Origin of the sequence: Methanothermobacter tenebrarum (assembly GCF_003264935.1) — an archaeon.
GTDB classification, from domain to species: Archaea; Methanobacteriota; Methanobacteria; order Methanobacteriales; family DSM-23052; genus Methanothermobacter_A; species Methanothermobacter_A tenebrarum_A.
The window spans coordinates 34,663-54,581 of sequence record NZ_QLOE01000010.1; the positions used below are offsets into that span (position 1 = coordinate 34,663).

Here is a 19,919-nt window from a genome sequence, read left to right on the forward strand (position 1 = left end):
AAGATTATCATAAAAATTATTAAACTATTTTTGTATTATTAATAAATTTTTTAAGAGGTGAAGCTGATAAAAATCTATCAATGAAAAGAATAGCCATCCTACTAATAATCACCATCATAATATGCACCCTACTATATACAACAAGTAAAACGGAAGAAGCAAGCTCTGAAGAAAAAATAGTCGTGGCAGCGTCAATAATGCCCCAAAAGGAATTCATAGAAGCAGTCGGCGGAGACAAAGTAAAAGTTATAGTAATGGTACCGCCAGGAGCAGACCCACACACATATGAACCACAACCAGGCCAACTAAGAGAACTATCAAAGGCAAAAATCTACTTCCAAATAGGCTCAGGTATAGAATTCGAAAAAACATGGATGGAAAGACTAAAAGAACTAAACCCAAACATGAAAATAGTAAACTGCTCAGAGGGTATAAAACTCATGAAAGAAGACCCACACGTATGGACATCGCCACGAAACGCCATCATAATAGTTAAAAACATCTACAAATCCCTCACAGAGGAAGATCCAATCCATAAAGACTATTATGCCAAAAACATGGAAAAATACATTTCACAGCTCAAAAAATTAGATGAACAATTCAACCAAACCCTCACAGGAAAACAAAACAAAAAAATATTAGTATACCATCCTGCCTGGACCTACCTCTGCAGAGACTACAACATAGAACAGATAACCATAGAAAAAGAAGGCAAGGAACCATCACCCCAAGCCCTCGCAAAGATCATCCAAGAAGCCAAAAAAAACAATATAAAGATCATAATAGTCTCACCACAATCCAACAAACAAAGCGCTCAAACCATAGCAGATGAAATAAACGCAAAAATAGTCATAATAGACCCACTCGCAGAAAACTACATAGAAAACATGCAAAAAATGCTACAAACCCTCAAGAGTATCTGAATGGATGATAGAATGGATAAAGCAGTTGAAATTAAAAAACTATACTACAAAATAGATAACAAGACAATATTAGAAAATATAAACTTTGAAATTTACAAGAACGAATTCCTAGCTATCATAGGCCCAAACGGCGGCGGTAAAACAACCCTACTAAAGATGATTATAGGCCTCCTAAAACCAACCAGTGGAAAAATCAAAGTATTCGGCCTTAAACCCGAAGAAGCAAGGAAAAAGGTAGGTTATCTCCCACAAAGACGCCACTTTGACATGGATTTCCCAATAAATGTCTTTGAAACTGTGCTCATGGGATGCTACCACGCCCCACTCCAAGATTACACCCAAGAAGACAAAGAAAGGGTGGAAAAATGGCTTGAAAGATTGGATATCATCAATTTAAAAGATGAAAGATTGGATAATCTCTCAGGGGGGCAATTGCAGAGAGTATTCCTTGCAAGAGCCCTTGTGAAAGAGGGCGAACTCCTACTATTAGATGAGCCGACAAGTAGCGTAGACCCTCTATTCCAGGAAAGATTCTACGAATTACTAGATGAACTTAAACAGAAAATGGCTATTGTAATGGTATCCCATGATATAGGGATGGTCGCAACCCACGTGGACAGGATCGCATGCTTAAACCAGAGATTATTCGCCCACGGACCCCCAAGAGAGGCTTTAGAATCTATTGAGGATGTTTATAAGTGTCCAATAGAATTGATAGCCCATGGGATACCCCACAGGGTTTTGAGAGAACATTAAAGTGACCATTATGATAGGTCTTGAATACCAGTTCATGCAAAACGCCTTCATAGCAGCAATACTCGTTAGCATAGCCTGTGGAGTGGTTGGCACCTATATCGTGATTAAAAGGATAGTATCCCTAAGTGGAGGTATATCCCACGCAGCATTTGGTGGGATTGGCCTCGGTTATTTCCTCGGCATCAACCCAGTAATCACGGCAATACCATTCAGTATCATAGCAGCTTTCCTCATGGGCGTCACCACAAGGAAAGTTAAAATTAGTGAAGATACTGCTATTGGGATACTATGGTCAGTTGGAATGTCCCTTGGTATAATATTTATAAGCTTGACCCCTGGTTATGCCAGCGACCTATTCAATTATCTTTTTGGTAACATACTAACGGTCACAAGAACAGATCTTTGGATGATGCTAATATTAGACTTGGTCATAATATCAAATGTGCTTTTATTTAATAGGGAGTTTACCGCCATATCCTTTGATGAGGAATTTTCACAGGTTATAGGGGTCCCTGTAAACTTTTTCTATCTTTTGCTCTTAATGCTTGTAGCTTTAAGTGTGGTGATCCTTATAAAAGTGGTTGGTATAATACTCGTGATAGCACTCCTCACCATCCCAGCCGTAACAGCAAAACAGTTCACCTTTAAAATCCCCCAGATGATGATCTTATCATCAATAATCGGGATAATATTCACACTAACAGGATTATGGCTTTCATACACCCTTGATACATCCTCCGGGGCCACAATAGTGATAATACTAGCAATATTTTTCATAATAACCTATCTTTCAAGGACTAAAATATAATCATGCTAAAAAAAGCTTACCTTGATTAATTTGCTGGACACGGATTCAAGGTAAATGGCCCCCCAGGATGTTCAGTTTCCATGTTTACAAAATGCTTGTGGCGCGATTGCACTCTCCTAGAATAACATATTAATTGAACCCTCCCTTTCAAGGTCTTCCATTGCGCGATTTTCACCAGTTCTAAAATTTCGTTTCAAACCTTGTTTTAGGGGCATGATGATACACGCCTTCATGAAAACTCCATTTTACACTATAGTAAATAAAATTCAAGTGAATTTTATGCCCATGATGGACGAACATTTATCAAGACAATGTAGGACAATTAACAAAAAAATGTAATAGGAATGATTCTCCATGCAAATACAAAATGGCCATGAACTTAACTTTAATTTTTTTTAGAGTTCCATTATCCCATCCTTTGTACCTACTATTACCCTGTCAACACCCCTTGAGAATATGCCATTCTCCAAGACTCCTGGGATATTGTTTATTTCATATTCCAGTTTTGATGGATCATCAATAGATCCAAAATCCGCGTCAATAATGAAATTCCCATTATCAGTGATCAGTGGCCCATCTTTCGCATCAGACATTCTGATTTTGACCTTGGCTCCCATGGAATTTAATTCTTCACATACAAGGCGAGAGGATGTTGGTATGACCTCTACTGGTACTGGTCTTTCGAGTTTATCTGTGAGTTTGGAATCATCTATTATAACAATAAATTCACTTGCTGAATAGTCTATTATCTTTTCTTTTGTATGGGCTGCTCCACCACCCTTAAGGAGGTTGAGGTCCTTGTCAACTTCATCAGCCCCGTCAACAGCAACATCGATATCATGCTGTGTTATACTAGTAATGGGGATCTCCCAATCCCTTGCAAGGAATAATGATTGATAAGAAGTGGGCACTGCCAATATATCTAATTCTTCTTTTTGTATGCGCATGCCCACTCTTTCTATGAAATATCGTGCTGTAGAACCTGTGCCAAGGCCGACAACCTGCCCGTCTTTTATCTCTTCGGCAACTTTATATGCAACCATTTTTTTCAAATTCATTAAAATCCCCCTACTATTTCTTGGAGATGATCTCAAGGAGGACTTTGTTCAATTTGTAGCCTTTTTTGCATTCATTGACCCTGCCAAAATTTTTCAAGATCCTACATCTATCTGAGGCTTTTATCCCCTCTGGGAAGCATAAACTCCTCATATCACACTTTTCATCACATTTGAGGGTTTCAAATAATATTACAGACCCTTCAAAGGCCTTTTTAGCATCTATTAATGCTTCTATGTTAGCTTTTTCAACCTCAACAACCTTTACTTTTCCGCTTTCATGTATTGGACAAGGATGTTCAGTATCTTTCACTTCTTTTATCTTGTAGATTCTGCCTGTCTCTAGGGGGTCGATACACACGGACTTATATCTGCAATCTTCACAAGCCTTTGCAGGCCCATAATACATGAAGGTTAATCCTTTTTTTGCAAGTTTCTCCCCTATCAGTGTTATCAATTATATCACTTCCGTTTTTTTCGCAAGTTTTTCAGCAGCGTCCCTTGTAAGGCCCCTGTCACCTAGGATAGTATACCTTTCCTTGCGGATGGTGTGGGCTTTTGTAAGGGCCTCTATTATATACTCCGGTTCTATGCCGAGTTCATAGGCTGTTGTGGGCGCGTGCATTTTTTTGAGAGCGTCTTTTATGAATCTCCAGTCCCCTCCGTGGAGGTGCATCATCATTATTGTACCGACACCGCATTGTTCACCGTGGAGTGCTGGTTTAGGAGCTATATTGTCGAGGGCGTGGCTGAATTTATGCTCGGATCCGCTTGCGGGTCTGCTGCTACCTGCTATACTTATGGCTATACCACTACTTATAAGGGATTTGACGACTAAGCGCGCGCTCCTTTCAAGGCCCTCTTTTATAGCGTCAGCCGATTTGATGATCATTTTAGCTGTCATGAGTGAAAGTGCCGCTGCAGATTCACTATATCGTTCATTGAGGAGTCTGTGTGCAAGTTTCCAATCTAGTATGGCTGTATAGTTAGATACTATATCAGCACAACCTGAGGCAAGGAGCCTGAATGGTGCTTTAATTATTATATCGGTATCTGCTATGACCCCAATTGGTGATGTTGCCTTCATGGAAACCGATCCTCTTTCACCGTCGCGGATCGAGGCTCTGGGGGATGCTATACCATCATGGGAAGCTGCAGTGGGTACACTTATAAAAGACAAACCTGCGAGGGTTGCTGCCATCTTGGCAACATCTATAACCTTACCACCACCCACACCTAATACAAGGGAGATATCATCAAGGTTTTCTTTGACCATCATAACAGATTCCATAGAAGCCTCTTTAACCTTCATATACTCTGTTTCAAAATCCTCGGCTTTAAGACTGTTTATAACATCCTTAGCAGCTATCTTAAAAGTTTTATAGCCTGTGACAACCATCACCTTACCCTTGAATCTGAGATCTTTACATATAATCCCTGTATTTTTTATCACACCAGGGCCGGTGTGTATTTCCCTTGGTAGCTCTATTTTCCTAGGATTCATCTCCATCACAAACAACAGCTTTAAGTAGTGAGATAAAATAATCTTTCACCATTGAAGATCTTTATTTACTGATAAAAATATTTTTGGAGAAAAAAGATTATAGGATTTTCTAGGACCCGCATATTAATCCTATTAATGGTGGATGAAAATGATAGATTTCAGTGAATGGTTCCATAATATCCTGGAAGAAGCAGAAATAATCGATTCAAGATATCCTATCAAAGGTATGAATGTATGGTTACCTTATGGTTTCCAGTTACGGAAGCACGCCTTGGAGATTCTCCGAAACATCCTAGACCGGGATCATCAGGAAACCCTATTCCCACTTTTAATACCTGAGGATCAACTTGAAAAAGAATCAGTCCATGTAAAAGGTTTTGAGGATGAAGTTTATTGGATAACACATGGAGGACTTACAAGATTAAACAAGAAATTAGCCCTCAGACCCACCAGTGAAACAGCAATGTACCCCATGTTCTCATTATGGATAAGATCCCACACAGACCTCCCATTGAAAATCTACCAGATAGTTAACACTTTCAGGTATGAGACAAAGCATACTAGGCCACTTATACGTGTAAGGGAAATCACAACATTTAAAGAAGCTCACACAGTACATGAAACGATGGAAGAAGCCGAAGAGCAAGTCCAGGAGGCCATCAGACTCTACAAGGAGTTCTTCGACACCCTATCCATACCATATATTATAACTAAGAGGCCACCATGGGATAAATTCCCAGGATCTGACTATACCATAGCCTTTGACACACTATTGCCAGATGGTAAAACATTACAAATCGCCACAGTTCACAACCTTGGACAAACCTTCTCCAAAACCTTTGATATAAAATTTGAAACACCCACAGGTGAACATGAATACGCATACCAAACCTGTTACGGACTATCTGATAGGGTCATAGCATCTATAATAGCTGTACACGGAGACGAATCAGGCTTACGCCTACCACCAGAGGTCGCACCATACCAGATAATTATAGTACCAATAATTTTCAAAGAAGAAGCAGAAGAGGTTATGAAAGCTTGTGAAAGAATTAAAAAAAGATTAGAGGATGCTGGTTTCCGAGTGAAACTAGATGATAGGGATATAAGGGCTGGGAGAAAATATTATGAATGGGAGATGAAAGGCGCGCCACTTCGAATAGAAATCGGGCCAAGAGACCTTAAAAAGAACATGATAGTACTTGCAAGGAGGGACACCAAAGAAAAAATTGAAATAAAAACAGAAAACCTAGAAGAAGAAATAGATAAAATACTACATGATATTACTAACACGCTAAGAGAAGAAGCATGGACAAAAATGCAAAAGAATATAAGAACAGCCACCAACCTCAAAGAAGCGAAAGAAATAATAAAAGAGAAGAAGGGTATAATCTCATTCCCTTGGTGTGGAGATGAAGAATGCGGGAAAAGCATAGAAGAAAAAATAAGAGTAGACATCCTCGGGATAACCGAGGCCGAGAAGAAAAGTTCTTGTATAAATTGTGGAAAAGAGGCTGAATATAAAGCTTTCCTAGCTAAAACATATTAAATGGAGAGTATACCATGAACTTGAGGGCTCTGATTTTAATCAGCCTTATAATAATTTTCGCAGGAGGCCTAGGATTCCTCTGCTACCTCCAGCAGGGAGGTATAACCCTCAAGGAAGCATACGACAAAGGGAACATTAACATAACCCAGATAACCCCTGCTGGTACAATCCCACATCAGGTACTTATTTCCACCAATAGTGAAAAACCTGTGAAAGTGGAAAAGGGGACAATCTTAACCAACCCAGGATCAGAAGATCTTGTAATCGCAAGGGACGAAGTAATACCCCCAAAGGGTAACAGTACAATACCTGCTTATTGCATAGAACCAGAACAAAGCGCAATTAAAGGAAGCCGCTTAAACGTGTCAGATAAAGCCCCGCCGATGATACAAGAGGTCATAGAATCATCAAACCCAGAAAATCCTTCAGAAGCGTTTAACACGCAATTAAAAATCTGGTTACTGGCGAGAGGATCCAACTTTGACATATACAGTGGAGAAGTCTATTATACAGTAAGGGCAAACAACATGTATTTCTATCAATTCAAGGAAAACCTATCATTTACAAAAGCCGAGCTCATGGCAAAATTCAACCTCACCGAAGAACAGATAAATTCCATAAACATAAACAGCACAATCCTTTCACGCGGCAAAAGCTTGCTAGACGAAATCATGGAATTCCTCGGACTAAAATAAAAAAACTAGAGGGACCAAAAACATGAAAATTTATGGAATCATCCCTGTCTCACCATTCGCACATGCAAAGACAAGACTCTCACCAACGCTATCACCATCAGAAAGAAAAAACCTCCTAAAGGTCATGCTAAAAGACGTTACAAAAAGCCTGAAAGAAAATGTAGATGAAGTAATTGTCATAAGCGCCGACAAGGAAGTTCTCCACTTCGCAGATGAATTAAAAGTCCAAACACTCAAAGAAAAAGGCCAAACAGACCTCAACGGGGCCCTAGAGCAGGCAGTCGAATGGTGCGAATCTAAATGTGATAAAGTCATAATAGTACCCTCAGACGTGCCACTAATCGGTAAAGCCAACATAAAAGGCCTAATACAAGACGCGGAAAAATATGATATTATAATAGCCCCCGCCAAGGGTGGTGGGACAAACGCCCTCCTATTCCCCCCAAGGACTATAAAATTGCGCTTCGGGGACTGCAGCTTCTTCGAACATATAAAAGAGGCTAAAAGATTAAAACTCTCCATCAAAATCCATGATTCGTTCTACCTATCACTAGATGTTAACACAGCCGAAGACCTCGGCGAAATAATACTCCATGGAAAAAACACCTACACAAGATCCTATCTAGAAGATCTTAAATTAAAAGTGAAGCCATCTCGAGGCGCTGAAAGACTCCGAATAGAAAAAGAATCCAAAGGGTAATTTTAGATGATCGCATTAACAATCGCAGGATTCGACCCATCCGCCGGCGCAGGCATCCTAAACGATGTTAAAACATTCTCAGCCCTCAAAGTTTACGGGGCAGCTGCCATAACAGCCCTAACAGCCCAAAATCCAAATAGAGTTGCCAGCATATACCCTCTACCTCCAAGTTTCATAGAAGAACAAATAGACCTAATCATGGAATACTTACCCATAGAATACGCGAAAACAGGAATGCTATATTCAGAGGATATCATAAAAACAGTTGCAAAGAAGATACGAGAATACAAGCTTAAAACAGTCACAGACCCCGTGATGATAGCAGAATCAGGCTCCCCGCTAGCAATAGAAGGGATGATAAAAGCTTTTAAAAAATACCTACTCAAAGAATCCATACTAGTAACACCCAACCTACAAGAAGCAGAAGCATTATCCAACACAAGAATAAGAACAATTAAAGATGCTGAACAAGCCGCTGAAAAAATAGGCAAAAAATGCAATGTAATAATCACAGGAGGCCACCTAGAGGGTAAAAACATATTCTTCGATGGTAAAGTCAAAATATTCGAAGAGAAGTTAATCAAGAGCAAGAATACCCATGGAAGTGGGTGCTCATTTTCAGCGGCTATAGTCGCCTACCTAACAAGAGGCCATAACCTAGAAGAGAGTATAAAAATGGCTACAAGGTTTGTAAAGGAAGCCATACGCCATGGCAAGTGGGGGACACTCAACCAATTCTGGAAACTATAAAAGTTCACTCCTTAAATCAATAGTATCCTCAAGATCTGGACCGGTGGATATTATAGTTACTGGAACTCCTGTAGCATCCTCTATCTCTTCAATGAACCTTTTAGCATCGCCTGAGAGCTTGGAATATTCACGGACCCTTTCACATCTTGGATATAAACGATCGACACAAGTAACCGCTATCTGTGTTGTACCATTTATCATGCATGATTCCCTTGCCATGTCCATGTCAAAGAGGCCTATCCTCCTCCTCCTACCAGTAACGGTACCATACTCTTCTAATCCCATCTTCTCGGCTTCTTCCTGGCTTATCTCTGTGGGAAACGGCCCTTTACCCACTCTAGTGGCATATGCTTTGAATACTGTTATAACCTCGTCTATGCGTGTTGGCCCGACACCTACATCAGCTGCGGCTGTGCTTGCGGTGGTGTCCTTACTAGTGACATAGGGATAGGTTCCATAATAGAGTGAGAGGCCAAAGCCTTGTGAACCTTCAATGAAAACATCATCGCCTTCGTCAAGGGTCTTGTTTATTTCGAGGGGGACGTCGGTCAAATATTCTTCCAGTTCGGGTATTTCCTTTGCAAGTTTGGCTGTTCTCATGACTCGTTCTGCATTTGCAGGACCGCAACCTGTACCTGTACTTCCTATCTTCTTTGACAAGTAATCAGATGATCTGTCTTGGATTTTATGTTTTTCTTCGATGATGGCGCATCTATAGTCTATGAAGGTTCTTCCTCGAACGTTATATTTTTTCAGATTTTCCATTTCATAGAGGAAGACTTCAGGGTCTATTAGTACACCAGCTCCAATTAGCAGTTTAGCGTCTCTATGAACAAAACCGGATGGTGTAAGTCTTAAGGCGTACTTTTCGCCTTTGAATTCTACTGAGTGCCCTGCGTTGGGTCCTACACCAGCCCTGGCAATTATGGATGGTTTATCATGGTAACAGAGGTATGTTATACATTTTCCTTTACCTTCGTCACCCCATCCGCCACCTACTAGCACAGTACATGTCATGTTTATGATCTCCTGATTTAGTTTTATTCTGCCTCTTTTATATAAGGGGGATAATTAATAAAAATTTTTTCATCCTCTTATGAGATAGAGAAAATAATCTTTTGGTGGATTAAAACATGAAAAAAGTCTACTCAAAAAAATAAAATTTAAGAAAAATAAGAAGGCTGTTAAAGTTTTAGTGTTGTTTTGTATATGGCTGAACTTTCATCTCCACCTGAGAAGGGATCCTCGAATATCATTAGATCAACCTTTGCTGGTGTGCCTGTATCTATGTATGAGTATGTGCTGAATTTAATAGGTTGACCTGCCTTTGCATTGTTAATGTTCCATGCGAGTGGGTCTGTTTGTATGACATTGCCTTCTGCGTCGTACCATTTAAGAACGATTTCAAGATAATCGAAATCCCTTGATGGTGTTATTTTGCCTTTTATGGAATAAAAACCGTAACCTTCAGGGATTATTTCAAGACCTTCTACTTTTAGGTCGCCTCCGGATGAAGTGCCCGTGTCTGATGTGCTGGTACATCCACACACAGCCACTGTAAGCACCACTAATAATATTATGGGTACAATTGCCTTCATATCCTTCTCACCTCCTTATAATGGCTAGAATACCGCTTATACCCAAGAATATTGTCCCCGGGATCGCAACCGCTGATATGCTTATCAAGAGCCATACAGCACTCACAATCAAGAGTATACCGCCGTTTCTTGGATTTTCACGCACATAAACAGCCCCTATTATACCAAGGATAGACGCCATTATTGCGCTTATACCAAGATAGAGCGCCTCCGATCTGAACACTGAAAAAAAGATTGCAAAAAGGCCGCCAAGGAGTCCGAAGATGCTCCCAATTATCCCAAGCACCAGTTCAAGTATCCTAGAATTTTGCACTTCCTCAACCAATTTAACCACTCTCCACAATATCCATTACATTGTATACATAAAATATTGAATCATCTAATATATAAATATAACTATTATCAAGTAATAAAACCAGCAATATTAATAATAATTCAGGTAAAATAGGATATAGACACAAAGATCATGCTATACTATACAGAATAGACCTAATTATATACTCTATTGAAAAAACTGAAAAAAGATATTAAAAGTGTTATATCCCCCATACGAATATAAAAAGGAGATAATACCTAGAAGGAGATAACACAATGGATGTACTAGCTCATATATTCATACCCTTGACAATAGTGTATTTCCTAAAAAAGAAATCCAACCCATACTATATCCTCACTTTAGCCTTCTTTGGTCTACTCCCAGACCTCGACAAGGTCATGGGATTGCCAGGTGTCCTACATTCCATCATTACACTAACGATCATCATATTACCCATTTTTATAATCGAAAAAATCGCAAAAAGATCCTGGATCTATACAAGTATAATAGCCTTCTTCATATTCTCCCATCTCTTACTAGACCTCCTAGACGCTTCCCCAATATTCCCATTCTACCCATTCTCAAATATTGGCATAATAATAGAATTCCCCCTAAGAATATCCTTTAATGGCCCCAGTTTCTCATTCATAGGCTCTCTCATACAAGTAACCTACACTAGACTCGAAACAGGTTTTAACACATATAACGGGATTATATCAGGTTTTGGGATAACCTCAGCCCTCCTATTCATCACACTATTTATAATAACAAAAAAAGCGGGAAAGAACCAGTAACATGAATAGGGACCCCACACCATGGTGTGAAAATCCCCCCGAATTATATAATAATGAGTACCTTCAGATATCACTGATATGATATTCATTGTTGGTGGTGCGGGTTACATCGGATCCCATGTTAACAAATTTTTATCAAAGAAAGGATATAAGACGCTAATACTTGATAATCTGAGTAAAGGACATGAAGAATTTGTTAAATGGGGAGAATTCATAAAAGGAGACCTTAAAGATAAAAGACTCCTTGATAAGATCTTCAAGGAATATAATATAACTACAGTAATGCACTTCGCAGCCCTCACCGATGTAAGAGAATCTATCAAAGACCCAGGATCATATTACAGGAACAATGTCAAGAATACATTAAATCTCCTAGATGCCATGCAAAAGAATAATATTAACAGATTCATTTTCTCATCTACTTGTGCAGTCTATGGAGATCCCATAGAAACTCCAATAACCGAAGACCACCCGTGCAATCCCATAAGCCCCTATGGCCGCTCCAAGCTCATGATAGAAAAAATCCTAGAAGATTATAGTAACGCATATGATTTCAATTATGTCTCACTAAGATACTTTAACGCCGCTGGCGCAGACCCCCAAACCGAGATAGGGGAATGGCACGAACCAGAAACCCACCTAATACCAATAATATTAGATGTTGCAATTGGTAAAAGGGAAAATGTTCAAATCTTTGGCACAGATTACCCAACACCAAACGGCACATGTATAAGAGATTACATCCATGTAATGGACCTTGCAGATGCACATTACAAGGCCCTCAAACTCCTAGAAGAGGATAAAAGCGAAATCTTCAACCTAGGCAATGGTGATGGATTCTCAGTGAAAGAGATTATAGAAACTTGCAGAGAAGTCACAGGGGAAGAAATACCCACAATAGAATCGGATAGAAGACCAGGAGACCCACCAATACTGATCGGAAGCTCAAAAAAGGCCAAGAGGATCCTCAGATGGGAGCCAGAGTTCTCTGATATAAAAGACATAATTGAAACAGCATGGGAATGGCACCAGAAACTTAACAATGAAATTATTTAGCCTTCAATGTTAACACGAGCCCCACAACCAAAAGTAGGACAAATAATATAAATGAGACAATCATAAGAGCCCGGAAAGATCCATTATTAGCTACAGATCCCCCACCAAGATATACATTAACGAGAAGAACTATTAAACCCATGCCAATAAGTTGACCTAACACCCTAAATGTTACAAGGGTCGCTGATGCCACTCCCCAAAACTTTCTTTCCACAGAGCCCATGACAAGTTTACTATTCGAAACCGAAAAGAACCCGAAACCCACACCCATAAAAACCAAACCAATGATAATCCAACAAAGAAACCTTGAAAATGAAAAGATAAGCATAGCCAAGATTATGACAAGCAAACCCACCGCGGCAATTATCCTTGGACTCATCCTATCTGAAAATTTCCCAGCTACAGGGGACACCAATGCTATAAGAAAAGCTTGGATAGAGAGTATAACACCAGTCCTCCAAGGATCCAAACTATGAAAATATTGAAGATACAAACTCAAAAGGAAAACCACAGGATACCCTGCAAAATAGCTTATAAAAGTTGTGAAACCATTCCATGTGAAACTTCTATTTTCGAACAATTCAAAGTCAAATAATGGACTCTCACATCCACACTCATACCTATAAAGAAAATATAACAAGAAAATTCCCACAACAAAAAGTAAAAAACCATAATAGAAAATGATTGATGAAAAACCCACCAAAACAAAAATCAGAGAAAGGGCCATTAAAAACGCGCCTAGAAGATCAAATTCCTCATCTTCAGCCTCTCTCCACTCAGATACTATCCTACCAGTGGCATAGGCGCAAATAACACCCAATGGGACGTTAAAATAGAAAATACTCCTCCAACCAAAATATTGGGTTAAAAAACCTCCAAGGGTGGGGCCGAAAAATAATCCGAAATAAGTCCCAGTAGCAGCCCATCCAAGAGCATAACCCCTCTCAAATGGTGGGAAAACAGAATATATAATAGCTGAAACATTACTAAAAATCATAGCACCCCCAACACCTTGAATAACCCTAAGCAATAAAAGCATTTCTGCAGAAATAGAAAATCCAGCGAATATAGAAGAAACCGTGAAAATTATAATACCAAACTGGAATACCCTCCTCCTACCATAAATATCAGCAAGACGGCCCATGGGGATAAGTAAAACAGCCACAGCAAGTAAATAGATAGTAGGCACCCATGCAAGTATAAAAGGGTCCATACCAAGGTCAGAACCCAAACTCGGAAGGGCCACATTTATGGATGAAGCCACAAAAGGTGTTAAAAAAGATGCCAAAATCGCCATGAGAAGAGCATATGATCGCGAATCCTCCATAATCCTCATATAGATAAACTCTATAAAAGCTATTATATGAAATTTGATGAAACTCATAACATGAAAACCATAGTAACAGGGGACATCACCATAGATTGGATACAATGGCCCATAAAATCCCATGAAATAGCTGATTATAGCGAAAACTGGAAAACCCACCTAGGATTCCACAGAAAAGCCCTAGAAGGAGGGGCCCTCCTACTTGCTAAAATGTTGAAAGAACTAGTTCCAAGAGTTGAACACCCCCAAATATTGAGTAAACTTGAAAATACCAGCCCCGAAGAGTTTATACACTCATTCGCCGACCTAGAATTATACAACAGAAAATATCTTATAAAGAGTTTCTTGGGATACACAGGACCTGAAGAAGGGCTCCCAAAATTGCCATTCAAATTTAAAGACAGAAAAGCAGATATTATAGTGATAGATGATGCTGGCAACGGCTTCAGAGAACTAGAAGATAAATGGCCGTCATCAATCATCGAAGACAAGCCACTTATCATCCTCAAAATGTCAGCACCACTTTTTGAAGGCAAATTATGGCACCACCTCAAAGAAAACCACGAGGAAAATCTTGTAGTCATAATAACAGTAGATGATCTCAGAGAAATGGGCGCTAATATAAGCCGGAGACTTTCATGGGAACGCACAGCAGAAGACTTCATTTGGCAAATACACCATAATCCACTATTAGCCCAACTTAAAGAATTGAAACATCTCATAGTAAGAATAAACCTAGAAGGTGCCATATACTACAAGGCCGGGTCAAAGGCTAAACTTTTCTACCATCCACAATTATTTGAGGGTAACCTTAACGAACAATCTCCAGGTAGAATGCAAGGCCATGGTTGTGCATTCACAGCAGCCTTCACAGCAGCTCTACAAAGGGGGTTAGAAATCGAAAGAGGTATAATAGAGGGTATAAAAGCTTCTCAGAGATTACTGGATGAAGGTTTCGGTTCAAAACCAGATTATCCCACCAAGGAGATATTCTATAATGGTGAGGAGGCCAACATAGGCACGGTAGAAATACCACCGCTTGAAAGATTAGAAGGGTGGACTATAGCCACATCACCCCCACACTTCGACATAAAATCAGTATCAGAGCGTATCGTCATAGAAGGTTACAAGGAAAGGAAATACCCCTTGCCAATAGCCCATTTCGGGAAGCTCATAACTGCTGATAGAACAGAGATAGAAGGATATCAAAGTATAAGAAATATAATAATAGAATACCTTAAAAATGAAAGAGTTGAAAGACCACTTTCTATAGGAGTGTTCGGGCCTCCAGGAGCCGGTAAATCATTCGCAGTATCCCAACTAGCCGCGAGCGTGGACCCGAAGAGAATAAAAACGCTCAACTTCAACGTTTCACAATTTAGGGAAGAAAACGATCTTATAGACGCCTTCCACCAGATAAGAGACGCTGTATTAAAGGGTAAGATACCGCAGGCTTTCTTCGACGAATTCGATTCACCATATAAGGGTAAAAAACTCGGATGGATAAAATATTTCCTAGCCCCAATGCAAGATGGAGAATTCAGAGAAGGAGACACCACACACCCCCTAGGAAAATCGATACTAATATTCGCTGGTGGTACAAGCAATACCTTCGAGGAATTCGAATCCCAAGACAAAAAACTCCTAAAAGGAGCTAAAGTCCGAGATTTCATAAGTAGACTGCGAGGTTATGTGAACATCATTGGCCCAGACCCCATGGATAAAAAAGACAGATTCTATATATTGAGAAGAGCTATACTACTAAGATCATTATTTGAAAGGAAAACACCCCACCTTCTTGACGGCAGAGGCAAGCTAAGAATAGACCAAGGTGTACTCAAAGCATTCCTCATGATACCATCCTATAAACATGGTGTAAGATCAATGGAAGCAATCCTAGAAATGAGCCTACTAGAAGATGTTAAAAAGTTCGAGAAAGCATCCTTGCCACCTGCAAGCCAATTAGACCTACACGTTGATGGAAAACTCTTCCACAAACTAGTAACCAGATAAAAAGGAGAGGATTTATTGAAAAAAGAGTTGGAGAAACTTCAACTGAAACTCCTAGAGTTTGCCCATATAGGAGATCTTGAAAAGACGGCGAAAACGCTCCTAAAATTAGGTAAAATCTACCAAGAACATGGGATGGAAGATCATGCCCTCGAGAGTTATGAAAACGCCAAGAAACTTTACAACAAATGCAAAAATATTGGAGGAGAAGCGCAGTCAATCCTCAATGTCGGGCAAATATATGATAAAAAAGGAGAATATGAAAAGGCTCAGAGAATGTATAAAGAGGCTTGTGAGAAATTCAAAAAACTCAATGACATCAAAAACCAGGCTACAGCTATATACCATCATGCTAGAGTATTAGAAAAACAAGGCAGGTTCGAAGATGCCCTCAAAGTATACAAGAAATATCACAAACTTTGCACTCTAATGGATGATAATAGAAAAATTTTAGCGTCCTATGCCAAAATAAAAAGTATGGAAGAATATTTATCCCAAGAACATCCTATATCCTATAAAAATAGAAGTTGGCTATCACTTATAGGATATCCCATTTTTATACTCTTTGCTGAAATTCTAACAACCTACATAAATGTTTTAGCCGGCCTAGGAATCCACGCCCTCATACTATTTGCTTTATTAGCTCATTCTTCCCTTGTTTCCGATGAAAAGTTTAAAAGACTTCTAAATTCCATGACAATATTGCCATTGATTAGGATTGTAAGTTTTTCAATACCTGTAGTGGACACTCCAGAAATTTATCGGTTATTAATAATGTCATTGCCACTTTTTGCCCTAGCCTATGTATTAATGAGGACCCAGAAATTGAAGGGTAGAGATGTTGGTCTAACTTGGAAGAAACCTAAACTACAGTTTTTAGTGGCTTTAACTGGGTTTCCCATAGGTTATATTGAATTCATGATTCTATATCCGAAACCATTTATACCCACATCAAACTTTCTGTATTTGCTTGTAGGTCTCCTCATACTATTGTTAGTAGGATTTTCAGAAGAGCTACTATTTAGAGGAATATTACAAAAGAATTCGGAAAAGCTTCTGGGAGTTTTACCTGGCCTATTATATGCCTCGGTACTCTTTACTATATGCCATATTGGATGGGGATCCATTTATGAGTTCATATTAGTATTCTTCATCGCCATATTCTATGGTTATATGTATCAAAAAACTGGGAGCATCCTTGGTGTTACATTCTCACATGGATTATCCAATTTTATGCTATTCCTTTTTATGCCCTTCCATCTAGCAGCTCTTTGAGGTGCTCTATAATCGTCCCTTTTATATTTTCATCTTTTAATGCGAATTCTATGGATGTTTTAAGCCAGTCAACCTTGTTACCAATATCATATGTTTTGCCATTAAATACGTAAGCATAAATTTCATCGAGGAACCTCATAGCATCTGTTAGTTGAATTTCACCACCTACACCTGGTGGGGTGTTCTCTATATGATCGAATATTTCACTTTCTAGTATATAGCGTCCTATTATGGCGAAATTAGAAGGGGCTTCCTCCTGTGAAGGCTTTTCAACAAGATCCTCTACTATATAAAGGTCGTCTTTTATGGGCTTTGGTTTAATCACACCATACATTTCAACTTTTTCCCTAGGAACCTCCTCTACTGCAATAACTGATGAACCATACTCTTCATAGATATCTATAAGTTTTCTAGTGCATGGAATGTCCGACGTTGTTATGGTATCCCCTAGAAGTACTGCGAACGCCTCTTCGCCATCAACATGCTTTTTGGCACAATATATAGCATCCCCAAGGCCTTTTTGTTCCTTTTGTCTTACATAGTATATATCTGCCAGTTCAGAGATTTTTTCAATGTCTTCTAAAAGTTTGTGCTTTCCATTCTTTTTAAGGGAGTATTCGAGTTCAAAGGATTTGTCAAAATGGTCTTCGATTGATCTTTTACCTTTTCCTGTTATGATGAGTATGTCATCTATACCTGATGCAACAGCTTCTTCGACGACATATTGTATTGTTGGTTTATCATATACTGGTAACATTTCCTTTGGTTGGGCTTTTGTGACGGGCAGAAATCGTGTGCCTAGACCTGCTGCGGGTATAACAGCTTTCATATTCTCTCTCCTCAGATAATAATTTTTAATGTTGTGACAACTTTATAGACTAATATACATAGGAATACTATTAATAGAGGTATTATTACTATGTTGAGTCCTGATATAAAAGCTTTTATCTGCTGGTTTTTGAGTTCCTCTGAACTTAAGATTTCCTTCAACCCAAGGAATGCTATGAGCGTAATAACTGCCAATACCCCATATATCATGGTCTGACCCGTGGTCGGGATATTGCCGGTTGTCACGGATATTGTGAATATCATGCTGATCCTCTTTTGATAACTTTCTCCAATTTTAATTTTTTTATAAAATCACTTTTATTAATTTTTTTAATCCTTAAGGTTTTATATGGACTTTTGATACCATGTATAATTTTAACTTCTTTTTCGAAAATATTGGAAAATTCTTTTATAAGTTCTTTGTTAGCTTTCCCTTTGGATGGTGGAGATTTCACTTTAACTTCTAATCTTTCTCTCCATGGATTATAATCGCCTATTTCAAATTTTGACGATCCTACAGAAACTTCTATATCAACTAAAACGCCGTCACTGTCTTCTCTAATCCCCATATCATCACCTAAATAAAGTCAAAAGCTTACTCCAAAAAATTTATATAACCATCATTATTATAATATTCGAATAGTCAGAGAAGCTAAAGGTTTTCCCCCACTTTAACAGTTCTTGTTCTCTACCAGTTTATGCAGGGGTGGTCGAGTGGTCAAAGGCGCTAGGTTGAGGGCCTAGTGGGGGAGTCCCTTCGCGGGTTCAAATCCCGTCCCCTGCATTATAATAAATTATCTCCTATTTTTCAGCGAATAATCCCAAGCATAACCCCCCTTTTGTTATATTCATTTGAAAATATGATAGGAGACAATATAAAAGAGAGGATATCAAAGGTAGAAGAGTCAAGGACGCTTCTTTATAGATGATTATCCAATACCATTCACATCCTATTGCCTTCATGAGTTTAAAGATGATCTTGTTGAACAATATAGGATCGTTTAGAGTTCAAATTTTTAAAATACTCTCCGATAATTTAAACCAACACCTTAGATGAATAAAAACTTTTAATAACGTCTTTTAGTTTTTAAGAAGCTCTAAGATTATTTTTTTCTCAAAATTGGACCAAAATATTTATATAGTAGGTCCGTGTCACAATGTTATATCATCTCAGCACCCCATATGAGTGCTGGGATATGGAGGCGGTAAAATTTCGATTAAAGGGTTAATCTATATGCTAATGGCATGCCTCCTCATATTGAATCTAGGGGCATGTCATGCACAAGATAACATAACAACCAATAATACTCAAGCAGAAGCCAAAAACTTATATGCTGCAGCCGGTGATGCCCAGACACCTGTTACAACAGGAGATGTGATAACCGCGGCTAAAAAGGCAAAAGATTATACAGAGAAAAATAATGCACTTCCATCAACTGTACAAGTTAGAAATCAAAATGTGACAAAAGAACAATTCACATACCTTATGGCACAAGCCATTCTAAATATCAACAGAGACGGTAAAAAAACAACCACAATAAATCCAATAAAAGTTTCATCAGCACCCACTCCAACAGGGACTGCAACGGGCACGCTAACAAAATCAAATTACATCACATTAGCATCTTCAGTGGCCAATTTCGTAAAGACAAACGGTAGACTACCCAATTATGTAACCACCGTTATCGGGAAGATAAACCCAGAAAGCATAGCCTATACAATGGCCAGGATACTCGCATTCTATAATGACAACAATAGATTACCCAATTATGTTACAGTGAAATATATCAAAGCAACAAATTCAGGATCATCCACAACAAACCAAGGAAACACCTCCAATTCAGGAAGTTCAGGATCATCCACAACAAACCAAGGAAACACCTCCAATTCAGGACTTAGCCAATACTTGGTTGCAACGGCAAATTGTCAGGTGAACGATCCAAGTATAAGATCGCTTGCAGCCCAATTGACCGCC

General features: G+C 39.0%; 22 protein-coding genes and 1 tRNA gene. 13 read left to right on the top strand and 10 right to left on the bottom strand.

The genetic code is table 11. The annotated features are described in order from the left end of the window. Window positions 1-80 precede the first annotated feature (80 nt). Genes DPC56_RS07135 through DPC56_RS07145 form a run of 3 tightly spaced genes read left to right on the top strand, consistent with a single transcriptional unit; the run spans window position 81 to window position 2,487 of the window. Window positions 81-923, top strand: coding sequence for a metal ABC transporter solute-binding protein, Zn/Mn family (locus tag DPC56_RS07135; protein ID WP_112094388.1), 843 nt, complete (start codon window positions 81-83; stop codon window positions 921-923). Between the two features lie 12 nt (window positions 924-935). Continuing rightward, on the top strand, window positions 936-1,679 hold the full coding sequence (locus DPC56_RS07140) for a metal ABC transporter ATP-binding protein (protein ID WP_112094415.1): 744 nt from the start codon (window positions 936-938) through the stop codon (window positions 1,677-1,679). 10 nt (window positions 1,680-1,689) lie between these two features. Beyond that, entirely contained in the window at window positions 1,690-2,487 is a 798-nt protein-coding gene (locus tag DPC56_RS07145; protein WP_112094389.1) for a metal ABC transporter permease, read from the top strand. A gap of 395 nt (window positions 2,488-2,882) precedes the next feature. On the opposite strand, the gene rpiA is transcribed toward DPC56_RS07145, so the two are convergent. From rpiA to DPC56_RS07160, 3 genes are read right to left on the bottom strand one after another with little or no spacing between them, the layout of a single operon-like run. Further along, window positions 2,883-3,545, bottom strand: coding sequence for a ribose 5-phosphate isomerase A (gene rpiA, locus DPC56_RS07150; RefSeq protein WP_112094390.1), 663 nt, complete (start codon window positions 3,543-3,545; stop codon window positions 2,883-2,885). Window positions 3,546-3,558: 13 nt separating this feature from the next. Continuing rightward, on the bottom strand, window positions 3,559-3,999 hold the full coding sequence (locus DPC56_RS07155; protein ID WP_112094391.1) for a UPF0179 family protein: 441 nt from the start codon (window positions 3,997-3,999) through the stop codon (window positions 3,559-3,561). After that, on the bottom strand, window positions 4,000-5,046 hold the full coding sequence (locus DPC56_RS07160) for an NAD(P)-dependent glycerol-1-phosphate dehydrogenase (protein ID WP_112094392.1): 1,047 nt from the start codon (window positions 5,044-5,046) through the stop codon (window positions 4,000-4,002). A gap of 148 nt (window positions 5,047-5,194) precedes the next feature. On the opposite strand from DPC56_RS07160, the gene proS reads away from it, so the two are divergent. From proS to thiD, 4 genes are read left to right on the top strand one after another with little or no spacing between them, the layout of a single operon-like run. Then, the gene (gene proS / locus DPC56_RS07165; protein ID WP_112094393.1) at window positions 5,195-6,595 is read left to right on the top strand and encodes a proline--tRNA ligase; all 1,401 of its coding nucleotides are present in this window, start codon (window positions 5,195-5,197) and stop codon (window positions 6,593-6,595) included. Between the two features lie 20 nt (window positions 6,596-6,615). Next, a complete protein-coding gene (locus DPC56_RS07170) occupies window positions 6,616-7,290 on the top strand; it encodes an ARPP-1 family domain-containing protein (RefSeq protein WP_181454421.1) in 675 nt (224 codons plus the stop codon). A gap of 22 nt (window positions 7,291-7,312) precedes the next feature. Next, window positions 7,313-7,990: a 2-phospho-L-lactate guanylyltransferase gene (gene cofC / locus DPC56_RS07175; RefSeq protein WP_112094395.1), complete on the top strand. Its 678-nt coding sequence runs from the start codon at window positions 7,313-7,315 to the stop codon at window positions 7,988-7,990. A gap of 6 nt (window positions 7,991-7,996) precedes the next feature. Then, a complete protein-coding gene (gene thiD / locus DPC56_RS07180; protein WP_112094396.1) occupies window positions 7,997-8,740 on the top strand; it encodes a bifunctional hydroxymethylpyrimidine kinase/phosphomethylpyrimidine kinase in 744 nt (247 codons plus the stop codon). On the opposite strand, the gene DPC56_RS07185 is transcribed toward thiD, so the two are convergent. The 3 genes from DPC56_RS07185 to DPC56_RS07195 all read right to left on the bottom strand — a co-directional run bounded on the left by DPC56_RS07185 (window position 8,735) and on the right by DPC56_RS07195 (window position 10,663). Continuing rightward, window positions 8,735-9,757 (bottom strand): adenylosuccinate synthetase, encoded by a 1,023-nt coding sequence (locus tag DPC56_RS07185; RefSeq protein ID WP_112094397.1) that lies wholly within the window; start codon window positions 9,755-9,757, stop codon window positions 8,735-8,737. The two genes, thiD and DPC56_RS07185, sit on opposite strands and share 6 nt — an antisense overlap. A 167-nt stretch (window positions 9,758-9,924) precedes the next feature. After that, window positions 9,925-10,338: a hypothetical protein gene (locus DPC56_RS07190; protein ID WP_112094398.1), complete on the bottom strand. Its 414-nt coding sequence runs from the start codon at window positions 10,336-10,338 to the stop codon at window positions 9,925-9,927. A 7-nt stretch (window positions 10,339-10,345) separates the two neighbouring features. Further along, on the bottom strand, window positions 10,346-10,663 hold the full coding sequence (locus tag DPC56_RS07195; protein WP_112094399.1) for a DUF4064 domain-containing protein: 318 nt from the start codon (window positions 10,661-10,663) through the stop codon (window positions 10,346-10,348). Between the two features lie 266 nt (window positions 10,664-10,929). Between DPC56_RS07195 and DPC56_RS07200 the strand changes: the two genes are divergently transcribed. Continuing rightward, window positions 10,930-11,448, top strand: a complete 519-nt coding sequence (locus DPC56_RS07200; RefSeq protein WP_112094400.1) for a metal-dependent hydrolase — start codon at window positions 10,930-10,932, stop codon at window positions 11,446-11,448. Window positions 11,449-11,526: 78 nt separating this feature from the next. Continuing rightward, complete coding sequence (galE, locus tag DPC56_RS07205; RefSeq protein ID WP_112094401.1) at window positions 11,527-12,504, top strand: UDP-glucose 4-epimerase GalE; 978 nt, start codon at window positions 11,527-11,529, stop codon at window positions 12,502-12,504. Here the strand turns inward: galE and DPC56_RS07210 are convergent. Continuing rightward, the gene (locus DPC56_RS07210) at window positions 12,497-13,768 is read right to left on the bottom strand and encodes an MFS transporter (RefSeq protein ID WP_181454422.1); all 1,272 of its coding nucleotides are present in this window, start codon (window positions 13,766-13,768) and stop codon (window positions 12,497-12,499) included. The two genes, galE and DPC56_RS07210, sit on opposite strands and share 8 nt — an antisense overlap. Window positions 13,769-13,867: 99 nt before the next feature. Between DPC56_RS07210 and DPC56_RS07215 the strand changes: the two genes are divergently transcribed. Continuing rightward, the gene (locus DPC56_RS07215) at window positions 13,868-15,844 is read left to right on the top strand and encodes a P-loop NTPase family protein (protein ID WP_245923965.1); all 1,977 of its coding nucleotides are present in this window, start codon (window positions 13,868-13,870) and stop codon (window positions 15,842-15,844) included. Between the two features lie 15 nt (window positions 15,845-15,859). Further along, complete coding sequence (locus tag DPC56_RS07220; RefSeq protein WP_112094404.1) at window positions 15,860-17,116, top strand: tetratricopeptide repeat protein; 1,257 nt, start codon at window positions 15,860-15,862, stop codon at window positions 17,114-17,116. On the opposite strand, the gene galU is transcribed toward DPC56_RS07220, so the two are convergent. From galU to DPC56_RS07235, 3 genes are read right to left on the bottom strand one after another with little or no spacing between them, the layout of a single operon-like run. Then, window positions 17,088-17,945, bottom strand: coding sequence for a UTP--glucose-1-phosphate uridylyltransferase GalU (galU, locus tag DPC56_RS07225; RefSeq protein WP_112094405.1), 858 nt, complete (start codon window positions 17,943-17,945; stop codon window positions 17,088-17,090). The two genes, DPC56_RS07220 and galU, sit on opposite strands and share 29 nt — an antisense overlap. An 11-nt stretch (window positions 17,946-17,956) precedes the next feature. Continuing rightward, window positions 17,957-18,208: a hypothetical protein gene (locus DPC56_RS07230; protein WP_112094406.1), complete on the bottom strand. Its 252-nt coding sequence runs from the start codon at window positions 18,206-18,208 to the stop codon at window positions 17,957-17,959. Next, window positions 18,205-18,513 (bottom strand): DUF167 family protein, encoded by a 309-nt coding sequence (locus tag DPC56_RS07235; RefSeq protein ID WP_112094407.1) that lies wholly within the window; start codon window positions 18,511-18,513, stop codon window positions 18,205-18,207. The genes DPC56_RS07230 and DPC56_RS07235 overlap by 4 nt, the downstream gene beginning before the upstream one ends. 131 nt (window positions 18,514-18,644) lie before the next feature. On the opposite strand from DPC56_RS07235, the gene DPC56_RS07240 reads away from it, so the two are divergent. Continuing rightward, window positions 18,645-18,728: transfer RNA gene (locus tag DPC56_RS07240), tRNA-Leu, on the top strand. 450 nt (window positions 18,729-19,178) lie between these two features. Next, window positions 19,179-19,919, top strand: a 741-nt coding sequence (locus DPC56_RS07245; protein ID WP_281267927.1) for a pseudomurein-binding repeat-containing protein, incomplete at its 3' end; no start/stop codon positions are given.